This is a genomic window from Ciceribacter sp. T2.26MG-112.2 (genome assembly GCF_900492205.1).
GTDB classification, from domain to species: Bacteria; Pseudomonadota; Alphaproteobacteria; order Rhizobiales; family Rhizobiaceae; genus Allorhizobium; species Allorhizobium naphthalenivorans_A.
On sequence record NZ_UEYQ01000008.1, the window covers coordinates 138756 to 164283 of the forward strand.

General features: G+C 63.2%; 26 protein-coding genes. 10 read left to right on the forward strand and 16 right to left on the reverse strand.

Translation table 11 applies throughout. The features are described 5' to 3' along the window. Positions 1-41: 41 nt before the first annotated feature. The 6 genes from motA to DYZ14_RS14060 all read left to right on the forward strand — a co-directional run bounded on the left by motA (position 42) and on the right by DYZ14_RS14060 (position 5354). Complete coding sequence (gene motA, locus DYZ14_RS14035; protein ID WP_115668454.1) at positions 42-914, forward strand: flagellar motor stator protein MotA; 873 nt, start codon at positions 42-44, stop codon at positions 912-914. Next, positions 911-1864: a FliM/FliN family flagellar motor switch protein gene (locus tag DYZ14_RS14040; RefSeq protein ID WP_154721256.1), complete on the forward strand. Its 954-nt coding sequence runs from the start codon at positions 911-913 to the stop codon at positions 1862-1864. Before motA ends, DYZ14_RS14040 begins: the two co-directional genes overlap by 4 nt. A 63-nt stretch (positions 1865-1927) precedes the next feature. Continuing rightward, positions 1928-2557, forward strand: coding sequence for a flagellar motor switch protein FliN (gene fliN / locus DYZ14_RS14045; protein ID WP_154721257.1), 630 nt, complete (start codon positions 1928-1930; stop codon positions 2555-2557). A gap of 29 nt (positions 2558-2586) precedes the next feature. Then, the gene (gene fliG / locus DYZ14_RS14050; RefSeq protein ID WP_115668457.1) at positions 2587-3624 is read left to right on the forward strand and encodes a flagellar motor switch protein FliG; all 1038 of its coding nucleotides are present in this window, start codon (positions 2587-2589) and stop codon (positions 3622-3624) included. Positions 3625-3810: 186 nt separating this feature from the next. Next, positions 3811-4908 (forward strand): flagellar biosynthesis protein FlhB, encoded by a 1098-nt coding sequence (flhB, locus tag DYZ14_RS14055; protein ID WP_445292488.1) that lies wholly within the window; start codon positions 3811-3813, stop codon positions 4906-4908. A 5-nt stretch (positions 4909-4913) separates the two neighbouring features. Further along, on the forward strand, positions 4914-5354 hold the full coding sequence (locus DYZ14_RS14060) for a hypothetical protein (RefSeq protein ID WP_154721258.1): 441 nt from the start codon (positions 4914-4916) through the stop codon (positions 5352-5354). A 66-nt stretch (positions 5355-5420) separates the two neighbouring features. Here the strand turns inward: DYZ14_RS14060 and visR are convergent, their stop codons facing one another. The 15 genes from visR to DYZ14_RS14135 form a co-directional block, all read right to left on the reverse strand. After that, positions 5421-6170, reverse strand: a complete 750-nt coding sequence (gene visR, locus DYZ14_RS14065) for a transcriptional regulator VisR (RefSeq protein ID WP_115668459.1) — start codon at positions 6168-6170, stop codon at positions 5421-5423. A gap of 19 nt (positions 6171-6189) precedes the next feature. Continuing rightward, the gene (visN, locus tag DYZ14_RS14070; protein ID WP_154721259.1) at positions 6190-6936 is read right to left on the reverse strand and encodes a transcriptional regulator VisN; all 747 of its coding nucleotides are present in this window, start codon (positions 6934-6936) and stop codon (positions 6190-6192) included. Between the two features lie 324 nt (positions 6937-7260). After that, a complete protein-coding gene (fliF, locus tag DYZ14_RS14075; protein ID WP_195949955.1) occupies positions 7261-8946 on the reverse strand; it encodes a flagellar basal-body MS-ring/collar protein FliF in 1686 nt (561 codons plus the stop codon). Between the two features lie 161 nt (positions 8947-9107). Further along, the gene (gene cheT / locus DYZ14_RS14080; protein ID WP_154721261.1) at positions 9108-9497 is read right to left on the reverse strand and encodes a chemotaxis protein CheT; all 390 of its coding nucleotides are present in this window, start codon (positions 9495-9497) and stop codon (positions 9108-9110) included. A gap of 14 nt (positions 9498-9511) precedes the next feature. Further along, positions 9512-10066: a chemoreceptor glutamine deamidase CheD gene (cheD, locus tag DYZ14_RS14085; protein WP_115668463.1), complete on the reverse strand. Its 555-nt coding sequence runs from the start codon at positions 10064-10066 to the stop codon at positions 9512-9514. Beyond that, a complete protein-coding gene (locus DYZ14_RS14090) occupies positions 10063-10452 on the reverse strand; it encodes a response regulator (protein WP_115668464.1) in 390 nt (129 codons plus the stop codon). Before DYZ14_RS14090 ends, cheD begins: the two co-directional genes overlap by 4 nt. Further along, positions 10453-11499: a protein-glutamate O-methylesterase CheB gene (gene cheB, locus DYZ14_RS14095; protein WP_115668465.1), complete on the reverse strand. Its 1047-nt coding sequence runs from the start codon at positions 11497-11499 to the stop codon at positions 10453-10455. After that, positions 11496-12404, reverse strand: a complete 909-nt coding sequence (gene cheR / locus DYZ14_RS14100; RefSeq protein ID WP_154721262.1) for a protein-glutamate O-methyltransferase CheR — start codon at positions 12402-12404, stop codon at positions 11496-11498. The genes cheB and cheR overlap by 4 nt, the downstream gene beginning before the upstream one ends. Beyond that, positions 12401-12868 carry a chemotaxis protein CheW gene (locus tag DYZ14_RS14105; RefSeq protein WP_115669017.1) on the reverse strand — a complete coding sequence of 156 codons (468 nt, stop codon included), beginning with the start codon at positions 12866-12868 and terminating at the stop codon, positions 12401-12403. The genes cheR and DYZ14_RS14105 overlap by 4 nt, the downstream gene beginning before the upstream one ends. 4 nt (positions 12869-12872) lie before the next feature. Next, on the reverse strand, positions 12873-15119 hold the full coding sequence (locus tag DYZ14_RS14110; protein WP_154721263.1) for a chemotaxis protein CheA: 2247 nt from the start codon (positions 15117-15119) through the stop codon (positions 12873-12875). Between the two features lie 18 nt (positions 15120-15137). Next, a complete protein-coding gene (gene cheY1 / locus DYZ14_RS14115; protein WP_075641521.1) occupies positions 15138-15503 on the reverse strand; it encodes a chemotaxis response regulator CheY1 in 366 nt (121 codons plus the stop codon). Then, positions 15500-15799: an STAS domain-containing protein gene (locus DYZ14_RS14120; protein WP_154721264.1), complete on the reverse strand. Its 300-nt coding sequence runs from the start codon at positions 15797-15799 to the stop codon at positions 15500-15502. The genes cheY1 and DYZ14_RS14120 overlap by 4 nt, the downstream gene beginning before the upstream one ends. Positions 15800-15947: 148 nt before the next feature. Further along, positions 15948-17609, reverse strand: a complete 1662-nt coding sequence (locus DYZ14_RS14125) for a globin-coupled sensor protein (RefSeq protein WP_154721265.1) — start codon at positions 17607-17609, stop codon at positions 15948-15950. A 361-nt stretch (positions 17610-17970) separates the two neighbouring features. Next, positions 17971-19341: a sensor histidine kinase gene (locus DYZ14_RS14130; protein WP_154721266.1), complete on the reverse strand. Its 1371-nt coding sequence runs from the start codon at positions 19339-19341 to the stop codon at positions 17971-17973. After that, positions 19341-20069: a response regulator gene (locus DYZ14_RS14135; RefSeq protein WP_154721267.1), complete on the reverse strand. Its 729-nt coding sequence runs from the start codon at positions 20067-20069 to the stop codon at positions 19341-19343. The genes DYZ14_RS14130 and DYZ14_RS14135 overlap by 1 nt, the downstream gene beginning before the upstream one ends. A 330-nt stretch (positions 20070-20399) precedes the next feature. On the opposite strand from DYZ14_RS14135, the gene DYZ14_RS14140 reads away from it, so the two are divergent. From DYZ14_RS14140 to ligD, 3 genes are all read left to right on the forward strand, one after another. Next, entirely contained in the window at positions 20400-20672 is a 273-nt protein-coding gene (locus DYZ14_RS14140) for a cysteine rich repeat-containing protein (protein ID WP_154721268.1), read from the forward strand. Positions 20673-20766: 94 nt separating this feature from the next. Continuing rightward, positions 20767-21645, forward strand: coding sequence for a non-homologous end joining protein Ku (gene ku, locus DYZ14_RS14145; RefSeq protein WP_154721269.1), 879 nt, complete (start codon positions 20767-20769; stop codon positions 21643-21645). Positions 21646-21648: 3 nt separating this feature from the next. After that, positions 21649-24198: a DNA ligase D gene (gene ligD, locus DYZ14_RS14150; RefSeq protein WP_154721270.1), complete on the forward strand. Its 2550-nt coding sequence runs from the start codon at positions 21649-21651 to the stop codon at positions 24196-24198. Here ligD and ku (DYZ14_RS14155) read toward each other — a convergent pair. Then, on the reverse strand, positions 24195-25001 hold the full coding sequence (gene ku / locus DYZ14_RS14155; protein ID WP_154721271.1) for a non-homologous end joining protein Ku: 807 nt from the start codon (positions 24999-25001) through the stop codon (positions 24195-24197). The genes ligD and ku (DYZ14_RS14155) overlap by 4 nt on opposite strands. A gap of 169 nt (positions 25002-25170) precedes the next feature. Here ku (DYZ14_RS14155) and DYZ14_RS14160 point away from each other — a divergent pair, with 169 nt between their 5' ends. Continuing rightward, the gene (locus tag DYZ14_RS14160; protein WP_154721272.1) at positions 25171-25434 is read left to right on the forward strand and encodes a DUF2934 domain-containing protein; all 264 of its coding nucleotides are present in this window, start codon (positions 25171-25173) and stop codon (positions 25432-25434) included. Positions 25435-25528 lie beyond the last annotated feature (94 nt).

Here is a 25528-nt window from a genome sequence, read left to right on the forward strand (position 1 = left end):
ATCGCTTGTGCTGAAAAGCAACGTTCAGATGCGGGCACAAAATGAATATCATCATCGGACTCGTGATTACCTTCGGCTGCGTCCTCGGCGGGTTCATGGCCATGGGTGGCCACCTCGACGTTCTCGTGCAGCCGTTTGAGCTGGTGATCATCGGCGGAGCCGGCCTCGGCGGCTTCATCATGGCCAACCCGATGAAGGTCGTGAAAGACTCCGGCAAGGCGCTGATGGAGGCTTTCAAGCACGCGGTTCCCAAGGAACGCGCCTATCTCGACGTGCTGGGCGTCCTCTATTCGCTGATGCGCGACCTGCGAACCAAGTCGCGCAACGAGATCGAAGCCCATATCGACAATCCCGACGAGTCCTCGATCTTCCAGGCCGCCCCGAGCGTCCTCAAGAACAAGGACCTGACCGCATTCATCTGCGACTACGTCCGCCTGATCATCATCGGCAATGCCCGCAGCCATGAGATCGAGGCGTTGATGGACGAAGAAATCAACACCATCCTGCACGACAAGATGAAGCCCTACCACTCGATCATCGCCATGGGCGACAGCTTCCCGGCGATCGGTATCGTCGCGGCGGTTCTCGGCGTCATCAAGGCGATGGGCAAGATCAACGAATCGCCGGAAGTGCTCGGCGGCCTGATCGGCGCGGCGCTGGTCGGCACCATGCTCGGCATCGTGCTTTCCTACTCGATCTGCAATCCGATCGCCGCCCAGATCAAGATCGTCCGCACCAAGCAGCATCGCCTCTACATCATCGTCAAGCAGACGCTGCTCGCCTACATGAACGGCTCGGTGCCGCAGGTGGCGCTGGAGTACGGCCGCAAGACCATCTCCTCCTACGAGCGTCCGTCGATCGACGCGGTCGAGCAGGAAATGATGAACCCCGGCGGTGAGAACAAGGCGGCATGACGATGACCGAGCTCGAGACAAAACCCGCGCCCGCCATGGACCACGCCCTGCTCGCCCGCCTGACCGGGGCGCTTGGAGATCGGGCGACCGTCGCCAAGCTCTGCTCGGAATTCGGCGATCTCTACACGGAGTTCCTGCCCGACATCTTTCACAGCGAGACCGGGCTTGCGATGGAAGTCGCCTATGCCGGCCACGAAAGCGGCCTGATGAGCGAACTGATCGCCGACCTCGGCGACAACGTCGTCCTGGCCGATACGCAGCTGCGCAACTGGTGCCCGCATTTCACCCTCGCCTGCGGCAACGGTTTCATCATCACACTGATGGAAAACCTGCTCGGCGCCCTGCCGGAGACGATCGAGGAGCCGATCCATCGGCCGCTGTCGCGTATCGAGCTCGACCTCTCATCGATGGTGTTCGACAAGATCGCCAATGTTCTGCGTTCGGGCGTCAACGCGCCCGGCGGCTTCGAACCATTGATCGACATGCCGCACAATGCAGAAGATCGCCCGAAGCCTGATGCCGACCATATCGACCCATTCGCCGCCACCATCAAATTGCGCATCCAGCTGGGCACGGTGTCCTCCGAATTCTACCTCGTCGTGCCGCAGAAGGCTCTGCTGAAGACCGTCGTGACGGTGCCGAAGTCGAAGAACCAGATGTCCCGCAACAAGAAGGAATGGGCCGAGCAGATCGCCGAACAGGTGCGCCGCTCGCAGGTCACGCTGCAGGCCAAGATCCGCCTTCAGACCCTCACGCTGAACACCATTTCGCGACTTGCGGCCGGCGACGTCATCCCGTTCCGCGACAAGGGCGACGTGATGGTGGATGTCAGCGCCAACGGCAAGGAAATGTACCGCTGCGAATTCGGTCGGGCCGGGGAGCACTATACCGTGCGGGTCAAGGACAATATCAGCAGCGAAGACGAGATACTGAAACATTTGATGGGCTAAGCCATCCGGCCTGCCTTGGCGGCAAGGCAGGTTGGGGCAAGTTTCAACGGGAATAATCAATCCATGGCTACGAAGAAGACCCCCAATATCGAAGACGACGCGCTGGCGATGCCTGGCAGCGATACCGATTTCGACCAGGCGATCGACGACCTGCGCGGCGTGCTGAAGAGCGATGCCGAAGGAACGCTGCCGGATCTCGGCGCCGATTTCGGCGGAATTGGTGACGACTTCGCCATGGGCGCCGGCAAGTCCGACCCGCTTTCCGCCTTCGAAAGCGATTTCGGCGGCGGGGCGCTCGACACCCCATCGGCCGATTTCGGCGGCGGCGACGCTTTTGCCGGCAGCGCCTTCGGCGATACGACCCTCGGCGACACTTCCTTCGGCGATACATCCTTCGGCGCGATGCCAAGCGCGCCTTCGGAGCCGGGCAGCGCGCTGAACGCCAATCTCGACCTGATCATGGACATTCCGATCGATGTGCAGATCGTCCTCGGGTCGAGCCGCATGCAGGTTTCCGGTCTGATGAATCTCGAGGAGGGCGCCATCATCGCGCTCGACAAGAAGATCGGCGAACCCGTCGAGATCATGGTGAACGGCCGGCGCATCGCGCGCGGCGAGATCACCGTGCTCGAGAACGACGATACGCGCTTCGGCGTCAAGCTGATCGAAGTGATGGGTAGCAAAATGTCCTGACCCGCTCCCGGGGCCAGAGAGGAAAGACCATGATGGACTTTGACGATTTCGGCGGCCCCATGACGGGAAAACCGCTGTCCCAGGCAGACAAGGCGGCCGCGGTGCTGCTGGCCATGGGCAAGGGCGTGGCCGGGAAGCTGCTGAAATATTTCACCCAGGCTGAACTGCAGACGATCATCGCCTCGGCCCAGACGCTGCGGACCATTCCGCCGGACGAACTGCAAGACCTGGTCAACGAGTTCGAGGACCTGTTCACCGAAGGAACAGGCCTGATGGACAATGCCAAGGCTATCGAGAGCATTCTCGAAGAGGGCCTGACCCCGGAAGAGGTCGATGGCCTTCTCGGCCGCCGCACCGCGTTCCAGGCCTATGAATCCTCGATCTGGGACCGCCTGCAGGATGCCGATCCGGATTTCATCGCCAAGTTCCTGATGCGCGAGCATCCGCAGACGGTCGCCTACATCCTGTCGATGCTGCCATCGTCTTTCGGGGCCAAGGTGCTGCTGAAACTGCCGGAAAGCCGGCGCGCCGACATCATGAACCGAACCGTCAACCTGAAGGGTGTCAGCCCCAAGGCCGCCCAGATCATCGAGAACCGGGTCCACGACCTGATTGCCGAGATCGAGGCAGAGCGCAATTCGACGGGTTCGGCCAAGGTTGCCGAACTGATGAACGAGCTGGAGAAGCCAGACGTCGACACGCTGCTCAACTCGCTCGAGACGATCAGCAAGGCAGCGGTCGACAAGGTTCGCCCGAAGATCTTCCTGTTCGAGGATCTGCTGGCCATGCCGCAGCGCAGCCGCGTCATGCTGCTCAACGACATCTCCGGCGATATCCTGACGATGGCGCTGCGTGGCGCCTCTGCGGAAATCAAGGAATGCGTGCTCTCGGCCATCAGCCCGCGCTCGCGCCGCATGATCGAATCGGACCTGCAGACCGGAACCACCGGCATCAATCCGCGCGAAATCGCGATTGCCCGCCGTGCGGTGGCCCAGGAAGCCATCCGCCTCGCCAATGCCGGTCAGATCCAGCTCAAGGACACCGAAGGCGACCAGCAGGCCGCCTGAGGCCCGAGCGACTGTTGAAAACTGATGACTTGCAGCGCCCGCCGATTGTATGCCAATCGGCGGGCGTTTAGCGTCATGGGGAAATCGGCGGGATTTCCGACAGCCGGCCCCGGTGTCGGTCAGACGACCTGAACCGGCGGCGAGCGCCCGGAAGTGGACAGCGGTGCGGCCATTCCGTCCGCATTCCTGACAGACGAGGCAAAAGGCGTGTCCGAGGACAAAGACAGCAAAACAGAAGACCCGACCGAGAAGAAAATGCGCGACGCGGCGGAGAAGGGTAACACCCCGATGTCGCGCGAGGTGCCGATCTTCGCCGGGGCGCTCGCCTTTTATCTTTACCTCGTGTTCTTCCTGCCCTCCGGCGTCACGCGCATTGGCGAATCATTGCGCGACCTGTTCGAGCAGCCCGACCAGTGGCGAATCGATACATCGACCGATGTCGTCTCGCTGTTCACCCATCTCGCCTGGGAAGCAAGCGCTCTGCTCCTTCCCGCCGTGGCCCTCATCATGCTGTTCGGCGTCGCAGCGAGTGTCTTGCAGCACATGCCGAGCTTCGTGCTCGAGCGCATAAGGCCGCAAGCCTCGCGGGTCTCGCTGGCCAAGGGCTGGGAGCGGCTGTTCAGCGCCAACGGCCTGGTCGAGTTCGGCAAGTCGCTGTTCAAGATCGTCATCGTCTCGACGATCATGGTCTTCGCCCTGAAATCGGAATATTTCGGCACGCTGGACGCGATGTTCTCCGACCCGCAGGTGATCTTCGTCAAGTTCGCCGCGATCCTGAAGAAGATCATGATCGTCATCCTGCTGGCCACCTTCGTTCTCGCGGTGGTCGACTTCTTCTGGACGCGGCATCACTGGTACAGCCAGTTGCGCATGACCAAGCAGGAGATCAAGGACGAACACAAGCAGTCCCAGGGCGACCCGATCATCAAGGCCCGCCAGCGCTCGATCGCCCGCGACCGCGCCCGCCGCCGCATGATCGCAAACGTACCGCGTGCCACGCTGGTCATCACCAATCCGACCCATTACGCGGTGGCCCTGCGCTATGTGCGCGAGGAAAACGAGGCGCCGGTGGTGATCGCCAAGGGCCAGGACCTGGTGGCACTGAAGATTCGCGAACTCGCCCGCGAAAACAATATCCCCATTTTTGAGGACCCGCCGCTCGCCCGCTCCATGTTTGCGCAAGTCTCGGTGGATAGTGTCATCCCGTCGATATTTTACAAAGCCGTCGCGGAACTCGTCCATCGGGTTTACGCCGCGAAGGCGCAGAAGAGACGGGTGCGCTAACTGCGATGAAAAAATGCCCCTACACCACCCAGCGTGAACGCATCGTGGCCGAGGCGATCAGCCCCGTGGCCACCGAATTGCGGCTGCTCGATGCGGCGGACCTGATTTCCCTTCTGCGCTTCGAGCTCTACGGGAACATCGCGGATCTCGTCTCCTCGGCGGCCGAGCTCTACTTCCACCCGGGAACCGTGAATTTCGGCGCGGGCGGCGAATATCGCCTCGAATGGGGCGGTGTTCCGGAGGTCGTTCTCGACCTCGAGATCAAGCCGAGGGATGTGACGATCTATGCCCAGCTCAAGCTCGCCGACGAGCATGCCGGGATCGAGATCAACCACATCGCCTTCCAGCAGCCGTCGGGCGACCCCGACGAGAATACCCGCATGTTGGAACGCCGGCTCAGTGAGGCGCGCTTCGTCAAGTCGCGATCCGACGAGCTTTATTCCTGAACCGGTGGCTGCGCCCAAAGCGCTTGCGGTTTCAGCACGGCGCGGCGACGCCCTATCGCAAAATGGTCAGATGATGTAGCCGAGGCGGATCGCCTTGGCGATCGCCTGGATGCGGTTGACCGAATCGAGCTTCAGCGTGGCTGATCCGAGATAGGAATTCACCGTGTGCACCGAAAGCTTGAGATGGACGGCGATTTCATCGCTGATCCGGCCGTCGCCTGCCAATTGCAGGCAGGCGATCTCGCGCTCGCTCAGCGCTTCCGTCGGCATTGCCCGGCGCTCGTCGAGCTGCAGGATTTCCGTCATGATCTTGCAGCAGCGGCCGTGCACATCGAGGATCACCTCGCCGGGCAGGTCGACCGAACCGGTTGTCGGAAACATCACATAACCGTTGCCGACGGCCCCCAGACGCACCGGAAAGGCAATGCCCGAATAGGCCAGCACGCGCGGCTTGAGCTGCACGACGAAGGGCACGAAGTCGGAGGCCTCGGCGAACCCGTCGCTTTCCTCGGCGCTCCACAGGACCGGCAGCAGCGATGTCTCGATGTGCCCGAGCAAGGTCTCCCCATAGGCGGCGATGAAGGGTTCGCTGCCCATCCCGTGGGCCGCCGGCCAGTTCTCGTATTCCGCCACCAGTCGGCGCTTCGAAAGCATGCCGGAACCGGTCACGCGCAGCACGGCAAATCCACGCGCATGCAGGGCGCGCTGTAGCGAGACAAGCTTGGGGAAGATGTCCGAGCGGGACGTCACCTGACGGGAGGTCGAGGCCTTGAGGTCCTCCCGTACGGTTTCGAACGGCCCTTCCGGATATGCCATGCCTGCGCTTTCCTTCTTGCTAAACGAGATTGTTTCGGACCGCATAGGCGATCGCTTCGGAGCGCGTCTTCGTCGCCGTCTTGCGCATGACGCTGGTGATGTAGTTGTTGATGGTGTTCTTCGAAATGCCGAGGATGGTTGCGATCTCGTCGCTGGTCTTGCCCTCGGCGATCCAGAACAGGCATTCCAGTTCCCGTTCGGTCAGCTCGAAATCGCGATCGCTCTTCTGCGCCTTGCGGGTCGACAGGCTGACGCAATAGCCGGCGAGCAGTCCGACCTCGCGCAGCAGTTCCGGCGACAGGACGAAATTCTCCTCGAACAGCAGCATCAGGGCGAAGCGGGTGCGGCCGACGCTCACGGTCAGCGAGACATATTGCCGGCTGATGCCCGGCGGCACGCCGGCGTCGTCAGGGAGCAGGTCGAACTTCGGCTGCACCACGGAGAGACACTTCTCGAGCTCGGTCGAACGCGAATAGTTGGCGGTGATTTCGCTCTCCAGCCGGCGCACCAGATCGAAGGGCCAGTTGGACGAGACGACGAAGTCCAGGCCGTGCTCCTGGACCAGGTCGTAGCGCGCCAGGAAATAGTGCGAGGCGCCCACGTAATCGCTCAGCACCGCAAGGCTTGCGCTCATGTGCTCGGCCTGGGAAGCGATCGCCAGCTTGCGGATCAACTGGTCCCGTGACGAAAGCCGCGGCGCGGGATCGGCCACCGACGCAGGCGCCCTTCCACTCGCGGCCGTTGCATCGGCTAGCTCCGCATTCATTCTGTTGCCCCCTCAAGGACGAAACTCTGATCGCGATGGTATCGCGCCAATCATCCGGGATACCGCCCTGCCCCGAATGCCGCTTCGCTCGTTCTTGTCAGCTAACGAATCATAGCCATCCTAGAAGATAAAGAGCCAAAGATCACAGTCTCGAATCGATATGTCCCCAACTTGCCGATTTTGGCGCATTCATGGCAAGGGTGCCACGAAGACCTGTCGCGGGGGACGGCTTACCTGCCGTGCCAGGCCGGACAGGCGGCGGACCGCGCAAACGAAAACCGCGCCGGGCTTGCCGACGCGGTCGTGTTGATAATCGGAATTTCGTCAGGCCGCCTTGTCGATGGCCCATTTGCGCAGGATCTTGGCGGCACGCTCTTCCGAGATCTCCACCATGCGCGACAGGCGGCGCTCCGGCCCTTCCTTGACCCGGCGGTTGAAGCCGCCGTTGGCATCGTCGCCCATGGTCAGGAGGTCGTCGGTGCTGTCGAAGCCGAAGTCGGCGCCGAAGCCCTCCATCAGCGAGCCGCCTGCGGGGCCAGCGAGCGCCGGTGAGAAGTCCGGCAGTTCCAGACCGGCGGCCTCTTCCACGCCGCCGGCGATGGCGGCAGATCCGCCACCGGCAGCGCGAACCATCGGACGGATGCCCATCCAGACGATCAGGAAGGCGACGGCGACGAAGGCAAGCGAATTGATGATGCCGCCGAGATTGCGGTTCAGGGTTTCCATCAGGCCCGGACCGGAGGCGGATTCCTGAAGCAACTGGTTCTCGAGGAAGTCCATGGCCGTCAGGGTCACCAGGTCGCCACGATCGGTGTCGAGGCCGGCGGCAGTGGTGACGATCTTCTGCATCTCGGCAAGATAGGCATCGATCTTGGCCTGGTCGACCGGTTCGCCGACCATGGTGGCAATGCGACCCTTGTTGACGACGACGGCAACCGAGATTTTCTCGACGGTGTAGCTGTTCTTCACAGTCGCGACCGTCTTGCTGTTGATCTCGTAATTGGTCTGTTCTTCCTTCTTGTCCTGCTCGTCGGAGGACTGCGGTCCGGCGGTGGCGCCCTCGACGTCGCCCTGCGGAATGTTCTGCTCGACGGTCGCGGCATTGTCGGCCTGCTTGCTCTGCGAGCGCAGGTTTTCCTTGGTGACACGAACCGAACGCTCAACCCGCGATTCCGGATCGTAGATGGTTTCCTGGATCTGCTGTGTGTCGGTATTGAGCTGGGCCGTGACCGACGAGCGGAAATTGTCCATGCCGAGGAACGGCGCGAGCGCCTTGTCGATGTTGGATTCGATCTCCTGCTGCACCGATTGAACCACGCCCAGCGAACGGTTCGCAGCGCCGCCGCTCTCGTCGCCGGAAGCCAGGAGCTGGCCGGTCGAATCGAGGATGGTGACATCCTCTACGTCGAGGCCGGGAACCGAGGAGGCGACCAGGTGGCGGATCGACGCGGCCGACTTGCGGCCGGTCTCGGTCGAGGCGCGCACCATGACGGAGGCCGTCGGCTTCTGGTCGCCGCGGCGGAAGTTGCCGACATCGGGCATGACGATATGGACGCGCGCGGCGGCGATGCCGCTGATCTGCTGGATGGTACGGGCGACTTCCCCTTCAAGGGCGCGGACCCTCGTCACTTCCTGCATGAAGGAGGTGAGGCCGAGTGAACCGACATTGTCGAACAGTTCGTAGCCGGCATTGGCGCTGTTGGGCAGCCCGCGTTCGGCAAGAAGCAGGCGCGCCTTGCCGGTCATGCCGACCGGCACCTGGAGGCTCTTGCCGTCGGCTCCGACTTCGAAATCGATGCCGGCCTCGGCAAGGGCGATGCTGACCTGATTGAGATCCGAGGTTTCGAGTCCGACATAGAGGGATTCGTAGGCCGGCTTGTTGACGAATATCGCGGCCGCGATGATGAGAGCGAAAGAAACGACGCCGACACCGGCCATTGCCAGGAGCCGGGCCTGCCCCAGCGACGCCAAGTTCTTAAAGACTTGAAGCAATTGATTTAACAGATTCATTCTGTCTCGCACCATCACAAGAAGGGTCTTGGGGCTTTTGCCCTTGGCGCGACACTAGAAATCGAAACTTGTGCGAGCGTTTCGTGGCGGGAGAATTGCCGGCTTCATTGCGGCAATTCGTCCCGACCCGCTCCGATACCCCCTACAAGAGGCGGCCTTGATCAGAAGAAGTCGAAATCCCCTGCAGCCTTGCTGAGCGGCTGCGAATGACCGTGACGCAGGCCGGCGCCCAGAGCCTTCTGCATCTCGGCGAGCTTGACCAGGCTCAGCGCCGTGCTCATGTCGACCATCCAGTCCGAGGGGATCGAACCGGTGATCGTGTCAATGAATTCGGCCAGGCCGCGGGTCTTCTGGACCGCAAGGTCGATGCCCTGCAGCACCTTGATGCTGTCCGGATGCTCCAGCACCTTGGAGCCGCCGAGCTCCAGGAGCTGCGGCTCGATACGTTCGATCAGGTAGGCGACATCGTGCAGTTCCGACACGACGCGCATCATGATTTCCGGCAATGCCTCTTCCACGTCGGCCGTCCCCAGTTTGTTTTCGTTTGGCATCCGGATTCCAGTTTTTAAAAGAATTCGATTGAGCTCTCGACGGGCTTCGAGACAGGAACGGGACGCTGCTCCAGCGCCACGGTCTTCTGGGTCTCGGCCCCCGTCAGCGGATACTGCCTTGCCCGGCCGCTGACCGGCCAGAATTCCAGTTTGCGACCGTGCTCTCCGCCCGTAGAGGAGCCGACCACCTTGATGCCTTCGTCACGCAGGAACTGCATGGCAAAGGCCGCATTCTGCTCGCCGACATTGGAAAACGTAGCGATCGTCTTGGCGCCGCCGAACACCTTGGCCTCCAGCCGGTCGCGGCGTGCGCCCTGCTTCAGCAGACCATTGATCAGCAGTTCCATCAGATGGACGCCGTAGCGGGTCGCATCCCCGCCTCCGGAGCCGGGATTGGCCGAACCGGGCAGCAGGAAGTGATTCATCCCGCCGACACCCGTCACCGGATCCCGCAAACAGGCAGCCACGCACGAACCCAGGATGGTGGACAAGACAACGTGAGGATCGTTGACGACCTTGAACTCCCCCTGGATGATATGGACGCGCCTAGCTGCACTGTCGTCTATCATTTCAGCGCTCCGAATACCGCCTCGATGGCAGCCTTCATCTTTTCGATGGTAAAGGGCTTGGCGAGAACGTTGTTCGCGCCGAGCTGGGCGGCCTTCTGCACCAGCGCACGGTCGCCCTGGGCCGTCAGGATGATGAAGGCCGCCTTCTTGGTGTTCGGATTGGTGCGAACATGCTGGAGGAAGACCAGGCCGTCCATCTTCGGCATGTTGAAGTCGGAGATGACCAGATGATGGGGCTGCTGCTCCATGATCTTCATACCCTGCTCCCCGTCGCCGGCGGCAGTGATCTGCTTGAAGCCGAGCTGGGTCAGGGCGTCGCTCAGAAGCAGACGACTGGTGACCTGATCGTCGACGATCAGAACTTTGATTTTTTCGGCAAGAGACATTTATTCGATACCTTCTTTTCGGGCGGCAGTAAGTTTGAGGATTTCCTCGCCAATGGAACCAAGCGGCCATTGCTGTTCGACGGCGCCTAATTCATGGGCGACGCGGGGCATCCCATAGACAACGCAGGTCTTCTCGTTCTGTCCGATGGTGCGCGCACCGGCGTGGCGCATCTTCAGCAGTCCGGAAGCCCCGTCGCGGCCCATGCCGGTCAGGATGACCCCCACAGCATTTCGTCCCGCCAGTTCCGCAACGGAATCGAACAGCACGTCCACCGAAGGACGGTGCCCGTTCACCGGCGGTCGATCGACCAGCCGGCAGCTCGGTGCGTGGGCATTGACCACCTGCAGATGGCGGTCGCCGCCCGGGGCGAGATAGATCTTGCCGATTTCAAGTCTGGCTCCATCGGTCGCCTCCTCCACGACCGGGGCGCAGAGACGATTAAGCCGTTCTGCGAAACTTTTGGTAAACGTCGGCGGCATGTGCTGCGTAATCACCGTCGGCGGGCAATTGCGCGGAAACTTCTGCAGGACGGTGATCAGCGCCTCGACGCCGCCGGTGGACGAACCAATGGCGACGATCTTGCGGCCGACCCGGAAATCGTTGGCCGGAGTATTCGCCGGCGGGGCAGCCTTCGGCGCTGTCTGATAGCGATGCTGCGAGCGCGCCGCGGCCTTGACCTTCTCCGCCAGATCGCCGAACGGCCGGGCATCGCCCGGCGCCGGCTTCCCGACGCAGTCGAAGGCGCCGATCTCCAGCGCGGCAAGGGTCGCCTCGGCGCCGCGATGGGTCATGGTCGAGACCATGATGACCGGCATGGGCCGCAACTTCATGATCTTGTCGAGGAATTCCAGCCCGTTCATGTTCGGCATCTCGATGTCGAGGGTGACGACATCGGGATTGAGCTGCTTGATGGCGGCACGCGCCTCCATCGCATCGCCGGCCTGGCCGACGACGCTGACTTCGGGATCGGAATTGAGCACCGCCGAGATGAGCCCGCGCATGGTCGGGCTGTCATCGACGACGAGGACGCGGGCGGGACCGCTCATGCGCGCCCTCCCGTGTACTTGCCGGTATAGCGATATGTCGTGATGCCGATATTGTCGAAATGGTTCTTCGCGTCGCCGGAGACGCGTTCGGAATGGCCGATATAGAGGTGGCCGCCATCCGGCAACAGGCCGGCGAAACGCGACCAGATGCGCTGCTGCGTCGGCTCGTCGAAATAGATCACGACGTTGCGGCAGAAGATCACGTCGAAATTGCCCTTGAACGGCCATTGCGACATCAGGTTCAGCTCGTTGAACGTGATCAGCTTCTTGACGCGGTCATCGACCTGGAACTTGCGGCGGCCATTGACGTCGACTTCCCTGAACCACTGCTTGCGCATGGCCGGGCTGACGGTCTCGAGCGCGGTCTCGTCGTAGCAACCGGCCCGGGCGAGCGCGAGGATCTTCGGATCGATGTCGGTCGCGAGAATCTTGAAGTCGTAGTCGGCGACGTTCGGCATCAGCGACAGGACGGTGAGCGCGATCGAATAGGGTTCCTGGCCGTCGGAACAGGCAGCCGACCAGATGCGCACGCGACCGCCGCTCTTGGCGCGATTGAGGAGCCCCGGCAGGACATCGGACTTGAGGTGGTCGAAATGGTGATTTTCGCGGAAGAACCGGGTGAAGTTGGTCGTCAGATGCGACAGCATTTCGCGCCGCTCCTGGGCCCCTTCCGGCGAGGCAACCAGGCTGCAATAGGCGCGGAAACCCGAAAGCCCCAGATTGCGGATATGCTTCGACAGCCGCGAATAGACCAGCGACGCCTTGGATTCGTTCAAGGAAATGCCCGCATCCGAATAGATCATCGCGGCGATCTCATTGAGGTCGCGGCGGGTCAGCGGATATTCGCCGCTGGCCAGGACCTCATCATCCGATTGGCGGGAAGAGGTGTTGATGGCAAGCGTCATGCGGCCTCGCTTTCAGCGTCGGGGAAGAGAGCACCAAGCTCGATGAGACAGATCATCCGCTTGTCGATCGCGAGAATGCCGCGGGCATATTGTTTCTCGAGGTCGGAGGAAATCTCCGGCGTCGGCTGTATGTTGTCGTCGCTGACGGTCAGGATGTCGGACACGGCTTCGACCAGCAGGCCCACCACCTTCGCCCCGACCTGGGCGACGATGATGACATGGCGCGCTTCCGGCTCGACCGGCTTCATGCCGAGCCGGATCGAGAGGTTGATGATCGGCAGCACTGCGCCGCGCAGGTTGATGACGCCCAGGACGTAGGACGGCGAATGCGGCAACGGGGTCGCGGGTGTCCATCCGCGGATCTCGCGCACCGACATGATGTTCACGCAAAACTCCTGATCGCCGATACGAAAGGCGATGAGTTCGCGCCCACCTTCAACCAAGTTTTTCACCGCATACGACATCATACTAACCTGCGACAGCTAAGGACATTTCCTGTTTGAGCGACTGACCGCGCGAGGCAGCGACGACCGCATCGACGTCGAGGATGAGCGCGACGCGGCCATCTCCGAGGATCGTTGCCGCGGCGATACCCGGCACATGGGTGTAGTTTGCCTCAAGACTCTTAATAACGACCTGACGCTGACCCTGGATGGCATCGACCATCAGGGCACGCTGGCCGCCGCCTTCGGATTCGACCAGAAGGGCGACGCCCTCGATCGGGTTGGCCTGGATGTTGCGGAAGTTGAGGATCCGGCCGACGTCGACCAGCGGGCAGAACGAATTGCGGATCGAGATGAGACGCTGGTTGGAACCGAAGGAATGGATGTTCTGGGCTTCCGGCTGCAGGGTCTCGACGATCGCGGTGAGCGGGACGACGAGCGTCTGGCCGGCAACCGTGACCACCATGCCGTCGAGAACGGCGAGCGTCAGCGGCAGGCTCATGGTGAAGGTCGAGCCGTGGCCCGGACGCGAGGTGATCGAGATACGACCGCCAAGCGCCTGGATCGAACGCTTGACCACGTCCATGCCGACGCCGCGGCCGGAGATGTCGGAGATCTTGTCGGCCGTCGAGAAGCCGGGCGCGAAGATCAGGTTGTCGATCTCTTCATCCGTCAGGTTGGCATCGGCGGCGATCAGCTCGTTGTCGATTGCCTTCTGCTTGACACGCTCGCGGTTGATGCCGGCACCATCGTCGACCAGTTCGATGACGATGCGGCCGGAGCGATGCTTCGCCGTCAGCTTGATCGTGCCTTCCGGATCCTTGCCGGCAGCGGCGCGCTTTTCCGGGCTCTCGATGCCGTGGTCGACGGCGTTGCGGATCATGTGGGTCAGAGGTTCGGCCAGCTTGTCGATGACCGTCTTGTCGACTTCGGTGTTTTCACCTTCGGTGACGAGGCGGATCGACTTGCCGACCATGTCGGCCACTTCGCGAACGATGCGCGACATGCGCTGGAAGACCGGCTTCACCGGCTGCGCGCGGATGGCCATGACCGAGTCCTGGATCTCGCGGGTAAGCTGCTGCAGCTCCTCGAGGCCCATGTTGACCGCGGACGTGCCGGTCGCATCGTTCTCGATGACGCTCTGCGACAGCATGGCCTGGTTGATGACGAGTTCGCCGACGAGGTTGATCAGGCGGTCCACGCGATCGAGATCGACGCGAATGGTCTGGCCGGCGGCGGCGTTGTTCTGGGCGGCGGCGGCCGCTGCGGCGGCTGCGGCGGCGGGCGTTTCCTTCTTCTCGTGCTTGGCGGCGCCGGCAGCGAGCTTGACCACGTTGCTGGCGGTCTCGGCTGCGGCAACGGCCTGGTCGACGGCGGTGCCTTCGCTGGCGCCGTCGAGGATCGACAGATCGAAGGGAACCGGAACCATCGGCGGCTCTTCGCCGGCCGGCGCCACATCGGCCTCGGAGCGCAGCTTGATGTCGAGATCGCAATCCCACTCGGCGAATTCGAAGACGGAGCGGATGCCCTCCTCGCCCTTGTCGGTGGTAATCTGGAGCTTCCACGAAAAATAGGAGGCCTCCGGATCGATGTCGTCGAGCGAAGGCAGGCTGTCCATGTCGCAATGGACGCTGAGTTCGCCGATGCGCGACAGGTCGCGCAACAGAAGAGCGGTCTCGTTGCCCTTGGCGTAGAGCTCGCGGCGCGGCTTGAAGGAAACGTCGAAGGTCGGCGTAGCGCTCTCCGGCTCACCGCCAAAATCGTCGTCGAAGGAGAACGGGATCGGCTGGAATCCGCTGTCGTCGCTCGGCGCGGGTGCGGCAACCGGCACGGCGGCCTTGGCGGCCGGCGCTGCTACCGGGGCAGGCGCTGCGGCCGCGTGCGGGACCTCGCCATTCGCCAGCGCCTCGAGTTCCTTCACCAGTCCGCTCGAGCGGGACGGATCCACACTTCCACCATCGCGGGAGGCGGTCACCAGGTCGGCGAGTACGTCGGCCGACTTGAGCATGACCTTCATCACCTCGGGGCCAGGCTCCAGCTTGTTGGAACGAACGCAATCGAGAGTGGTCTCGAAGACATGCGCGAAGGCCACAAGGTCATCCAGACCGAAGGCACCGGCGCCGCCCTTGATAGAGTGCACGGCGCGGAACACGGCATTGACCGTTTCCGGGTCGCGATCCCCATCATTCATTTTGAGAAGACCGGATTCCAGTTCAGCGAGCTGCTCCTCGCATTCCTGGAAGAAGATCTCTTTGATTTCGTTCATATCCATAGGAGAAAATCCTGGGCTTTAAGCGGTTACACGCTCGATGGCATCGATCAGTTTGGTGGGATCGAAAGGCTTGACAATCCACCCGGTCGCACCGGCCTGGCGGGCGCGGTTCTTCTTCTCCGCGTCGCTTTCCGTCGTCAGGACGAGGATCGGAACGGCACGGTATTTCTCGTTGCGCCGGACACCTTCGATGAAGCCGAAGCCGTCGAGGCGCGGCATGTTGATGTCGGTGACGATGACGTCCGGATTGCATTCCTCGAGGACTTCCAGCCCCTCGATGCCGTCCTCGGCCTGGATGGTCTCGAAGCCCGCATTGTTGAGCGTGACCAGGAGCATGTTCCGGATGGTCCTGGAATCATCCACGGTAAGCACTTTTTTCTTCATTGCCGGATCTCCTTGGCGAGCAGATGATCTACGTTCACGCCTATCAGTTGAAGTGTCTTGAGAAAGGCATCGGAGGCCTTGACGTAGGTGAAGGGCTTCTTGTCCGCTTCCCAGGCCTTGGCCCCTGCCACCAGGATCTGCGCGCACTGCGCGCCGACGCGCTCGACACCCGAAGCATCGATCGCCACCGCGCCGCCGCGCAGGGACATGAGGTTGGCCTTCAGGTTGGAGGCCTCGTTCAGGTCGAGCACAGTGGACAGTTTCAAGCTCTTCTGTTCGCCTTTCTTAGCTGCCATCAGTTCTTTCCTTGTCTGGAGGGCCTTGCACAATCCGACCGTTCCGTTCGTCCCGCGGACTTGTCATCCGTTGTTCCGAAGGTCGCATTGCCCGCCCCGATCCATCCTGTGTATCTGAAGTTGGTAAACAATCCCCTCAACCTCCCGCTCAGCCGCCAAGTCCGGCAATGCGAGCCGGAAAGCCGAAACCGTCGTCGAAGTCCGCGCCTTCCGGCTCGCCCGAGAAGATCGCGGCTGGCGGCGTCGCCTGGCGCTGCTCGGTCGCTCCAACCCGGCCTTCCGGCTTCGCCGGCTCGCCACCGCGCGCCTGACGTTCGAAATGGAATTCCCTGACAGTGTGTCCCAGCTCGAGGATCACCCTGTGGAGGTCGTCGGAACCGCTGCTCGATCGACGGGCGAAATCGGCGCTCTCGGCAATCTCGCCGCCAAGGCCGGAGACGAGGCCGGAGATCGATGCGAGTTCGCCGGCCTGGGCGCCCGTCGCCTGGGCAATGTCGGAGACCATCGCACTGATGCCGCCGACCTGCTCGACAATGTCGCCGATCGCCTTCTGGGTGCGTCCGACGATATCGACACCGCTGTCGACCTGCGACTTGGTGGTGGCCACCAGCGCCTTGATCTCGCGCGCGGCCTCGGCCGAACGCTGGGCAAGCGCGCGAACTTCCTGGGCGACGACGGCAAATCCGCGACCGCTGTCGCCGGCGCGCGCCGCCTCGATGCCGGCATTGAGCGCCAGCAGATTGGTCTGGAAGGCAATCTCGTCGATCGCGCCGATGATCTGGCCGATCTGCTCGGCCGAGGCTTCGATGTCGGACATGGCGGTGATCGCCTGACCGGCGACCGTGCCGCTCGCTTCGACCGCCTTCTGCGTCACCGAGACCTGTTCTTCCGCCGCCCGCGTCCTCGACGCGCTGTCGCGAACCCCAGCGGCCACGGTTTCGAGAGACGAGGTCGCTTCGCCGAGGCGGACGGCCTGGTTCTCGGCCCGGGCAGCATATTCGTTCGCCGCGGTCGAAACGGCCTGCGTTCCCGTCCCGGCGATCGCGATCCTCTCCTCGGAGGCGAGAAGTGCCGATTGCATCTGGTCGATCGCGCCGTTGAGCGTGTCGGCCAGCTCGGCATGGTGTGCGGGCACGTCGCCCGAAATGCGAACCATGAGGTCGCGCGCGGCCAGCGAACGGAAGACCGGGCCGAATATCTCTTCGACCTCCAGCCGGTCGCGCTCGCGCTGGGCGGCGAGGTCGCGACTGTGCTTCACCCGCAATTCGTTGAAGCGCAGGGATACGGCGATCTCCACATCGACCATGACCAGCCGGACGATCGCGCCGACGAGGTCGATGATCTCGCGCTGCCGCTTGCGGTTGCCGGGCAGGAGGCCACGGCCGGCGAGATCGGCGATCACCGCCTGCAGGAGGTGTTCCATGACCACGGCGTGGCCGGCGATATGCCAGCGCGGATCGAGCCCCATGCGGCTTTCGGCATCGGAGAGGACCTTGACGCGTTCGGCATAGAGCGCATCGAAACGGGCATCCGTCAGCACATCCCAATGGGAGGAAAGCAGGTCGTGCAGCCGGTCGAACTGCCGCTCGCTGGAAAAATTGCGGGCGGCATCGGGGAAGGATTGCAGCCGCTGGAAGACGTCGCGAAGACCGGTCTTGAGGTTCGGCTCGAGCACATGGCGATACTGGCGCAGCAGATCACAATCGGCGTCGCCAAGGCCGGCAAAGCGCAGCCGCTCGCGCAGGCTTCCCGCCTGTGCGCCTGCCGTCCGTTCTGCCGGCGAAAACTGCCCCACTGCCAATCCCCGCATGCGACCGCTTCCTCACGGAAGGCCGCCCGAATTCAACTTTCCTGGTCGATCGACGGGATTGCGGACTTGGAGCCTGTCATGAGCGAGCTCGCCCCTGTCCGCACGCACCGAAGACTGTTCCTGGAACCGCTTCAATGAAATCTTCATACCGGACCAAAACCGGTACGACGGGACGGCGTCATGCCCGACGGTAACCTGCCTTCGGCAGATCCCACTCCGACGTATGCTTCAATCTTTATGGTTAATTTCTTGCGCGAAGGTTAATAAAACTTCAATCACATGCTTAGTCTTCGGAAAGACAAGGGAAAATCGCTGGCGCCGGGTTGCGAAGCCTGGCCGGCACCCGCTCAGGTGTGCAATCTCACCGCTTTGGCGGCTGGCCGGCCGAGAACACCGGCAGGCGGACCACGAAGCGCGCGCCTCCGCGCGGCGCCGAGGCGACCACGATACTGCCGCCTTGGGCCTCGACGAGATTGCGTACGACCGCCAGGCCGAGCCCCGCACCGCCGGTCTTGCGGGACCGCGAGGCATCGAGCCGAACGAAGGGCTCGAACAGGAGTTCGCGATCCGCCGGAGCAATGCCCGGCCCCTCGTCATCGACGGTCAGGACGATCCAGTGATCCTCGACGTCGAGCAGGACATGGGCGACGCGCCCATATTTGATCGCGTTGCCGACCAGATTGGAGACGATCCGGCGCAAGGCCAGTCGGTCGCCGATCATGAGAGCCGTCGCCGCCGACGGCCTTATCGACAGCATTCGACTTTCCGCCGGAATTGCGCCCTCCAGGACCTCGGCCTCGACGATCGGGGCGATTTCCAGCAGTTCCTCGTCGAGCGAACCGACGCCGGCCCGGGCGGCCAGAAGCGCATTGTCGAGCAGTTGTATCATGTCGCCGATGTCGGCGATGGCGCGATCACGCTCTGCCTCGTCGGGGATCTGCTCGACCCGCAACCGAAGGCGTGTCGCGAAGGTGCGCACGTCGTGCTGGACGCCACCGATCAGCGCGAGCCGCGCCGCGATCATCGCATGCAGCCGGGTCTGCAGCCGCGCAAAAGCCTGGATCAGCGTGCGCGTTTCCGGTGCGCCGAACCGGACCTCGGGCACCGGCACGGGTGCTGCAGCGGGATCCATCTCGTCGACTGCGGCGGCCAGGCGACGCAGCGGACGCAGTTCGCGGTGCAGGACGAGCAGGGCGATCAGCGCGAATAGCGTGCCGAGAAGTCCGGCGCCGAGCCCGACGGGCAAACCGAACCAGGAGACGAGAAACGGGGTGCGCGTTTGCAGGATGAGAACGTTCGCACCGTCGAGCGCCACGGCCAATTCGATCGGATTGCCGTCTCCCCCGAACAGGCGCGGCAGTTGCGACCGCTCGCCATTGCGCGCGAGCATGGTGACGGCCAGCAGGCTTTCGCCGAGGACCTGCCGATAAGGCGCGAAGCGCTCTTGCGACATTACGTCGACGTCGAGGCCGGCATTCGATGCGGCAAGATCCTCGGCCAGCCGCAATTCGAGGATGGTCGAGCTGAAAGCCTTGATCAGTCTCGGTCGCCGATCCGGATCGGTCCCGCGGACGATGTCGACGATCGCCGCCACCTGTTCCGGTGCAGGCAGGGACGCCGCGCTGCGCAGGCCATTCGCCAGATAATAGGACGCCAGCAACGCGACCCAGATCACCAGGATCGCGGTGCCGATGATAGCGACCAGACGTGCGGAAAGGCTGAGCTTGAGCATCACGGCACCTGCCGGACCATGGCGGTCAGCAGGTAGCCGTTGTTGCGAACCGTCGTGATGAGGCCCGTGCCGGGGCTTGCGGCATCCAGCTTCTTGCGAAGGCGAGAGACGAGAATGTCGACGGTCCGGTCGAAGGGATCGGACAGGCGTCCATGGGTCCAGTCGAGGATCTGGTCGCGCGACAGGACTCGACGGGGGCGCGTCACGAAACAGGCCAGCAGGTCGAACTCGCTGCTGGTGAGCGGCACTGGTGTCACATCATCGATGGTCACCAGGCGCGCGTCGAGATCGACGACGAAGCGGTCGAAGGCATAGCGGCGGGCCGCGGCGGTGCGCGGTCTCTGGCTGGCGCGGCGCAGAAGCGCGCGGATCCTGGCCAGGAGCTCCCGCGTGCCGAACGGCTTGACGAGATAGTCGTCGGCACCGAGTTCGAGGCCGACGACCCGATCGGTCTCGTCACCCTTGGCGGTCAGCATCAGGATGGGCGTATCCTGGTCGGCACGGATGCGGCGGCAGAGGCTGAGCCCGTCCTCGCCCGGCATCATGAGATCGAGGATAAACAGGTCGACAGGTGTCCGGCGCAGGACCACATCGAGTTCGGCGCCGTCCTCGGCCTGTTCGACGCGATAGCCCTCGCGGCGCAACAGATCGGCCACGAGCCGGCGGATGTCGGCGTCGTCATCGACGATCAGGATGGTCTGCGGCTGGCTGATCGGGTGGCTCGTCATCGGCACAGAATGAGGGGAAGACCGTTACCGATCAAGACGTTCGAGGCCCCTGTTACAAATTGCAACATCGGGACAATGCTTCGCTACGAAGCGACACCCGGTCGAAAGGCGCCTCCTACATTCCACTGCCAATCTCGGATCGTCAGCACTTGCCGAGCCTCCGCACCGCGACGGGCCGAATGGTGGGACAACTGATCGTGAAGGCGATATCCGCTGGTGCCCCCCCACCCGCCTTCATGATGCCCGGCGGCGGGTCTCTCTCCACTGCATCCGCCGCCGGGTCCACCAACCTGCAAGCCTTCAGCAACGCCAACCTCAAGGAACCAAACCATGCCCCAGCTTCTTCCCCGCCGCCTGCCGGTCTTCGCAGCGCTCGCCGCCAGCCTGGCCCTCTTAGCCCTTCCGGCGCACGCCCAATCCCAGGCTTCGCCCGAGATGCGCGCCAAGGCCTACAAGGTGATCCGCACCTGCAAAGCCGACATCCAGCAGTTCTGCAAGGGCATCGAGTATGGCGGAGGCCGGGTCGCCCAGTGCCTGCAGGCAAATGCAGCCTCCGTAAAGCCGGAGTGCCGGGCGGCGCTCGACGAAGCCATGACGCCTTGAGCCGCTCGAACGTCCGAACGCGTGCCTTGTCGCCGCACCGAGCGGAACAAAGCCATGCCTTTCCCGTTTCTCCGGCATTCAAGGAGATGGATCTTTGGCAGCGCGGGCAATCTGGAGAGGCGATCTCGTCATAGGCGAACTCAATTGCCCGGTGGCGCTCTATTCGGCCGTCACCGCGCAGGAACGCGTTTCCTTCCACATCGTCAACCGCGATACCGGCCACCGGGTGCGGCGCGAATATGTCGATGCCGACACGGGCCGCGGCGTCGACAATGACGATCTGGTCAAGGGCTACGAGACCAGCGAGGGCCAGTCGATCCTCCTCTCACCCGAGGAGATCCGCGACGCTGTGCCGGAGGCCGACAAGACCCTCGACATGATGCGCTTCATCCCCTGTGACGAGGTCGACACGGTGTTCTTCGAACGCCCCTATTTTCTTGCTCCGGGAAATCGCCAGGCACTCGAGGTCTACGATCTCGTGCGCGAGGCGATGGAGGCGAAAGGTGTGGCGGCGCTGGTGGAGACCGTCCTGTTCCGCCGTGTGCGATCGCTGTTGATCCGCCCGCACGGCAAGGGCATGATCGCCACGACACTGAACTTCGATTATGAGGTCCGCTCCGCCAAGGAAATCCTGGGAGACATTCCCGCAGTCAAGATCGAAGGCGAAATGCTCGACCTGGCGCGCCATATCATCGAGACGAAGACGGGAGAGTTCGACCCCGCCGATTTCGAGGATCACTACGAGGAGGCCGTGATCGAACTGGTCAAGGCGAAGATCGCCGGCCGCAAACCCAAACGACTTCCAAAGCGCAAGGCATCCAACGTCACCGATCTCATGGCGGCGCTACGCAAGAGCGCGGGCCTGGGCGAAGACCGCAAGGCGGCGGCCAAGCCGGTGAAAAAGACGACCGCTAGGCGGTCGACGCCCAAGCAAAGCCAGAGCAAGCGTCCGCCCGGACGAAAGGCCGGTTGATCCATGTCGCTCGATCTCTATCGCAGGAAGCGCGATTTCAAGGCGACGCCGGAACCCCAGGGCAAGGCCGGTCGTCGGGGCGGCGACAGCTTCGTCATCCACAAACACGCCGCACGCCGGCTGCATTATGACTTGCGGCTGGAGATGGACGGCGTGCTGAAAAGCTGGGCAGTAACCCGGGGGCCGAGCCTGGTCGCCGGCGAAAAGCGCCTCTCCGTCCATGTCGAGGATCACCCGCTGGACTACGGCGACTTCGAGGGCACGATCCCCAAGGGCCATTACGGCGCGGGAAGCGTCATTGTCTGGGATCGCGGCCGATGGACCCCGATCGGCGACCTGAAGAAGGCCTATCTCGAGGGGCATCTGGAATTCGAGCTCGAAGGCGTCAAGCTCTCCGGCCGCTGGCACCTCGTGCGCATGGCGGGCAAGGAGGGCGAGAGCCGCGAAAACTGGCTGTTGATCAAGGCGGAGGACGAGGCCGCGCGCGGAGAGGATGATCCCGACATCCTCGAAGAGCGACCGGAATCGGTGAAGACCGGCCGGACGATCGAAGAGATCGGCGACGATCCTTCGCCGGCTAAAACCAAGCGATCGGCCTCAAAGGCGAAAGCCAGGCAAAGCGCGGCGTCAAAGAGCGTCGCAGCGGGCGACCCTGCTCCGCCGGCCAGGGAGATCGCTCCGGACAAGCTGAAGGGTGTAGTTCGTGGTGAGAAGCCCGACTTCGTCGAGCCGGCGCTCGCCACGCTTGTGAAGGACGTGCCGAAGGGCCAGCGCTGGCTGCACGAGATCAAGCTCGATGGCTATCGCGTCCAGGCGCATCGCGACGGCGAAAACGTACAACTGCTGACCCGCACCGGTCTCGACTGGACCACCCGCTTCGGCCGGGGCATTGTCGATGCTCTTCTCGCCCTCCCCTCCCGCCAGGCCATCATCGACGGCGAAATCGTGGTGGAGAACGGTACGGGCACCAGCGATTTCTCCCTGCTGCAGGCCGATCTGAGCGAGGAGCGCTCGGACCGCTTCGTGTTCTACGCCTTCGACCTCATTTATCTCGATGGCTTCGACCTGCGCGCGGTCGGTCTTTCCGCGCGTAAGGCGGTATTGAAGCAAGTGATGGAAGCGGCGCCGCCGCGGCTCAAATTCAGCGAACACTTCGACGAAAGCGGCGACCTGGTGCTCAAACATGCCTGCCGGCTCAGCCTCGAGGGGATCATTTCCAAGGTGGGAAACGCTCCCTATCGCTCGGGGCGCGGCCGTGACTGGGTCAAGTCGAAATGTTCGGCCAGGCAGGAAGTCGTCATCGGCGGCTATGTGCCCTCCTCGGTGACGAAGAACGCCATCGGTTCGCTGGTGATGGGCACCCATGAGAATGGCAAGCTCGTGCATATCGGGCGCGTCGGCACCGGCTATTCGCAAGAGACGGCAAGGCTGCTCATGCGCCGGCTGGAACCGCTTCGCCAGGACGAAAGCCCGTTCGCCGGCCGCCTGACCGCTCCGCAGCGAAAGGACGTCGTCTTCGTCAGACCCGAGACGGTGGCGGAGATCGAGTTTCGCGGCTGGACGGCGGATGCCCATTTGCGGCACGCTTCGTTCCGTGGGGTGCGCGAGGACAAGGCGGCAGGCGATGTGGTTCGGGAGGGCGAGATGAAGACGGTTGAGGCGGAGCCGAAGCGGACCGTGACGCTGACCCATCCAGACCGGGTCTACTGGCCCGACGCCGGCGTGACCAAGGCGGGGCTCGCGGATTACTACATCGAAGTCTGGCCGAAGATGGCGCCCTTCGTCGTCAACCGCCCGCTCGCATTGTTGCGCTGCCCGGAGGGCGTCGGCGGCACCTGCTTTTTCCAGAAACACGCCTGGCGCGGCATGCGCAAGGACATCCGGATCGCGCCCGATCCGGCCGCCCCGGACGACGAGCCCAATGTCGCGATCACCGACCTCGACGGGTTGCTCGGACTGGTGCAGGGCGGGGTGCTGGAGATCCATCCCTGGGGGGCGACGCTCGACGCACTGGAGAAGCCCGACATGGTCAATATCGATCTCGACCCCGGTCCCGGCGTATCGTGGGAGCGTGTCATCGCCGCGGCCCACGAGGTCCACGCACGGTTCGAGGCGATCGGGCTCACCGGTTTCGTCAAGACCTCCGGCGGCAAGGGCCTGCATGTCGTCGCCCCGGTCAAGCCGAAGACCGAATGGCCGCAGGTGAAGGCGGCGATGAAGGCACTGGCCGACGGCATGGCTAAGGACAGCCCCTCGGACTATGTCTCGACGATCAGCAAGGCCAAGCGAGAGGGCAAGATCCTGATCGACTATCTGCGCAACGGGCGCGGTGCGACCGCGGTTGCCCCCTATTCGCCGCGCGCGCGTGCCGGCGCGCCCGTCTCGATGCCGCTATCCTGGGAGGAACTCGGGCCGGACATCGGCCCCGCCCATTTCACCATCGGCAATGCGATCGCCCGGCTAACCGGATCGTTCGCCGATCCATGGGGCGATTTCCGCAAGGCCGAGGCCGTGCTCAAGCCGGCTTCCGGGTCCCGACGCAAGTCGCGTTAGTCCTTAGCGGTCGACTTCTTTTCCGAAGCGAGGCTCTTTCGCAGCGCCGTCATGATGTCGATGACATTGTCGCGCTTCGGCGGTTCCGATTTCTTCGGTTTGGCGGGTTTGGCGGCCTTCTTGCGGGCCTTGATGATCGCATGAAGCCGATCCTCGACAGGGTCCTGGACGAGGTCCGGCGACCAGGTGTCGAGCCGCTCGCCGATCAGTTTCTTCATCATGGTCAGCGCCTTTGCCGATGGCGCCTCCTTGCCCGCGTCGGCGAAAAATTCTTCGCCCCCGCGCACCTCGTCGCCATAGCGCAAGGTCCAGGCCAGCATGCCGCGGTCACGCGGCAGAAGCAGAACGGCGTGCTCGCGCCGATAGAGGACGAGGCGCGATATGCCGGCGGTCCCGGTCTTGGCCATGGCTTCGCGGATGACGGAAAAGGCCTCTTCGCTCACCTTGTCGGCGGGGGCGAGATAATGGGGCGAGTCGTACCAGATCCAGTCGATCGACCCGGCGGGAACAAAGCGCTCGATGTCGATGGTGCGGGTACTCTCGAGCGCCACCTCGTCGAGTTCCTCTTCCTCGAACAGCACGTATTTGTCCTCGTCCTGCGGATAGCCGCGCATCTGGTCGTCATCATCCACCGGCTTTCCGGTGACCGCATCGACATAGCGGCTGACGACACGGTTTCCGGTCTTGGAATTGATGTTGTGGAAGCGAAGCTTGGCGCTCTCGGTCACGGCCGGCGTCATCGAGACCCGGCAGGTGACGAGCGAAAGCTTCAGGTAGCCTTTCCAGTAGACGCGCCGCGCCATGCCTCCGCCCTCTCTGTTCCTTGCTTCATAGCCGGCAATTGACCGGCTTTGGCCAGTCAACGTCCCAGCCACTTCGCGGTTCCCCGGACCGCTTCCATTTCATTGGCAATGACGGGAACCGATCGCCTTGAAATGCGTTCGACAGGTGGCGACGAGGGAGACCTAGACCATGGCAGAGATCGATACCGACTGGATAGCCAGACGCGCCTATGCGCTGTGGGAAGAAGAAGGCAGGCCGGATGGCCGCCACGACGTTCACTGGCAGGAGGCGATACGGGCCTGGGAGACGTGGCAGGCCAGCGCCAGTGCGACCACCGAACATGCCGAACGTCGCATCAAGAAGGCGCGAAACGCCGCACCGACACAGGTTCCCGCTTCCGAATCGGCGGCTGCGGTAAAGCCGCCGTCGCCGCGCGGCCGCCGCAAGGAATAGCGGACATGGGAACGGTTCATATCGCCCCGTCACTGCCCGACTCGCCGTTCCTCCGGATCTCCAGGGAAGCAAGCCCCCCTGCGCTAACGTCCCG

Bases quoted from the DNA above. Each gene is read 5' to 3' on its own strand.
- motA (WP_115668454.1), top strand. From the start codon at position 42: ATGAATATCATCATCGGACTCGTGATTACCTTCGGCTGCGTCCTCGGC.
- DYZ14_RS14040 (WP_154721256.1), top strand. From the start codon at position 911: ATGACGATGACCGAGCTCGAGACAAAACCCGCGCCCGCCATGGACCAC.
- fliN (WP_154721257.1), top strand. From the start codon at position 1,928: ATGGCTACGAAGAAGACCCCCAATATCGAAGACGACGCGCTGGCGATG.
- fliG (WP_115668457.1), top strand. From the start codon at position 2,587: ATGATGGACTTTGACGATTTCGGCGGCCCCATGACGGGAAAACCGCTG.
- DYZ14_RS14060 (WP_154721258.1), top strand. From the start codon at position 4,914: ATGAAAAAATGCCCCTACACCACCCAGCGTGAACGCATCGTGGCCGAG.
- visR (WP_115668459.1), bottom strand. From the start codon at position 6,170: ATGGCATATCCGGAAGGGCCGTTCGAAACCGTACGGGAGGACCTCAAG.
- visN (WP_154721259.1), bottom strand. From the start codon at position 6,936: ATGAATGCGGAGCTAGCCGATGCAACGGCCGCGAGTGGAAGGGCGCCT.
- fliF (WP_195949955.1), bottom strand. From the start codon at position 8,946: ATGAATCTGTTAAATCAATTGCTTCAAGTCTTTAAGAACTTGGCGTCG.
- cheT (WP_154721261.1), bottom strand. From the start codon at position 9,497: ATGCCAAACGAAAACAAACTGGGGACGGCCGACGTGGAAGAGGCATTG.
- cheD (WP_115668463.1), bottom strand. From the start codon at position 10,066: ATGATAGACGACAGTGCAGCTAGGCGCGTCCATATCATCCAGGGGGAG.
- DYZ14_RS14090 (WP_115668464.1), bottom strand. From the start codon at position 10,452: ATGTCTCTTGCCGAAAAAATCAAAGTTCTGATCGTCGACGATCAGGTC.
- cheB (WP_115668465.1), bottom strand. From the start codon at position 11,499: ATGAGCGGTCCCGCCCGCGTCCTCGTCGTCGATGACAGCCCGACCATG.
- cheR (WP_154721262.1), bottom strand. From the start codon at position 12,404: ATGACGCTTGCCATCAACACCTCTTCCCGCCAATCGGATGATGAGGTC.
- DYZ14_RS14105 (WP_115669017.1), bottom strand. From the start codon at position 12,868: ATGTCGTATGCGGTGAAAAACTTGGTTGAAGGTGGGCGCGAACTCATC.
- DYZ14_RS14110 (WP_154721263.1), bottom strand. From the start codon at position 15,119: ATGGATATGAACGAAATCAAAGAGATCTTCTTCCAGGAATGCGAGGAG.
- cheY1 (WP_075641521.1), bottom strand. From the start codon at position 15,503: ATGAAGAAAAAAGTGCTTACCGTGGATGATTCCAGGACCATCCGGAAC.
- DYZ14_RS14120 (WP_154721264.1), bottom strand. From the start codon at position 15,799: ATGGCAGCTAAGAAAGGCGAACAGAAGAGCTTGAAACTGTCCACTGTG.
- DYZ14_RS14125 (WP_154721265.1), bottom strand. From the start codon at position 17,609: ATGCGGGGATTGGCAGTGGGGCAGTTTTCGCCGGCAGAACGGACGGCA.
- DYZ14_RS14130 (WP_154721266.1), bottom strand. From the start codon at position 19,341: ATGCTCAAGCTCAGCCTTTCCGCACGTCTGGTCGCTATCATCGGCACC.
- DYZ14_RS14135 (WP_154721267.1), bottom strand. From the start codon at position 20,069: ATGACGAGCCACCCGATCAGCCAGCCGCAGACCATCCTGATCGTCGAT.
- DYZ14_RS14140 (WP_154721268.1), top strand. From the start codon at position 20,400: ATGCCCCAGCTTCTTCCCCGCCGCCTGCCGGTCTTCGCAGCGCTCGCC.
- ligD (WP_154721270.1), top strand. From the start codon at position 21,649: ATGTCGCTCGATCTCTATCGCAGGAAGCGCGATTTCAAGGCGACGCCG.
- ku (WP_154721271.1), bottom strand. From the start codon at position 25,001: ATGGCGCGGCGCGTCTACTGGAAAGGCTACCTGAAGCTTTCGCTCGTC.
- DYZ14_RS14160 (WP_154721272.1), top strand. From the start codon at position 25,171: ATGGCAGAGATCGATACCGACTGGATAGCCAGACGCGCCTATGCGCTG.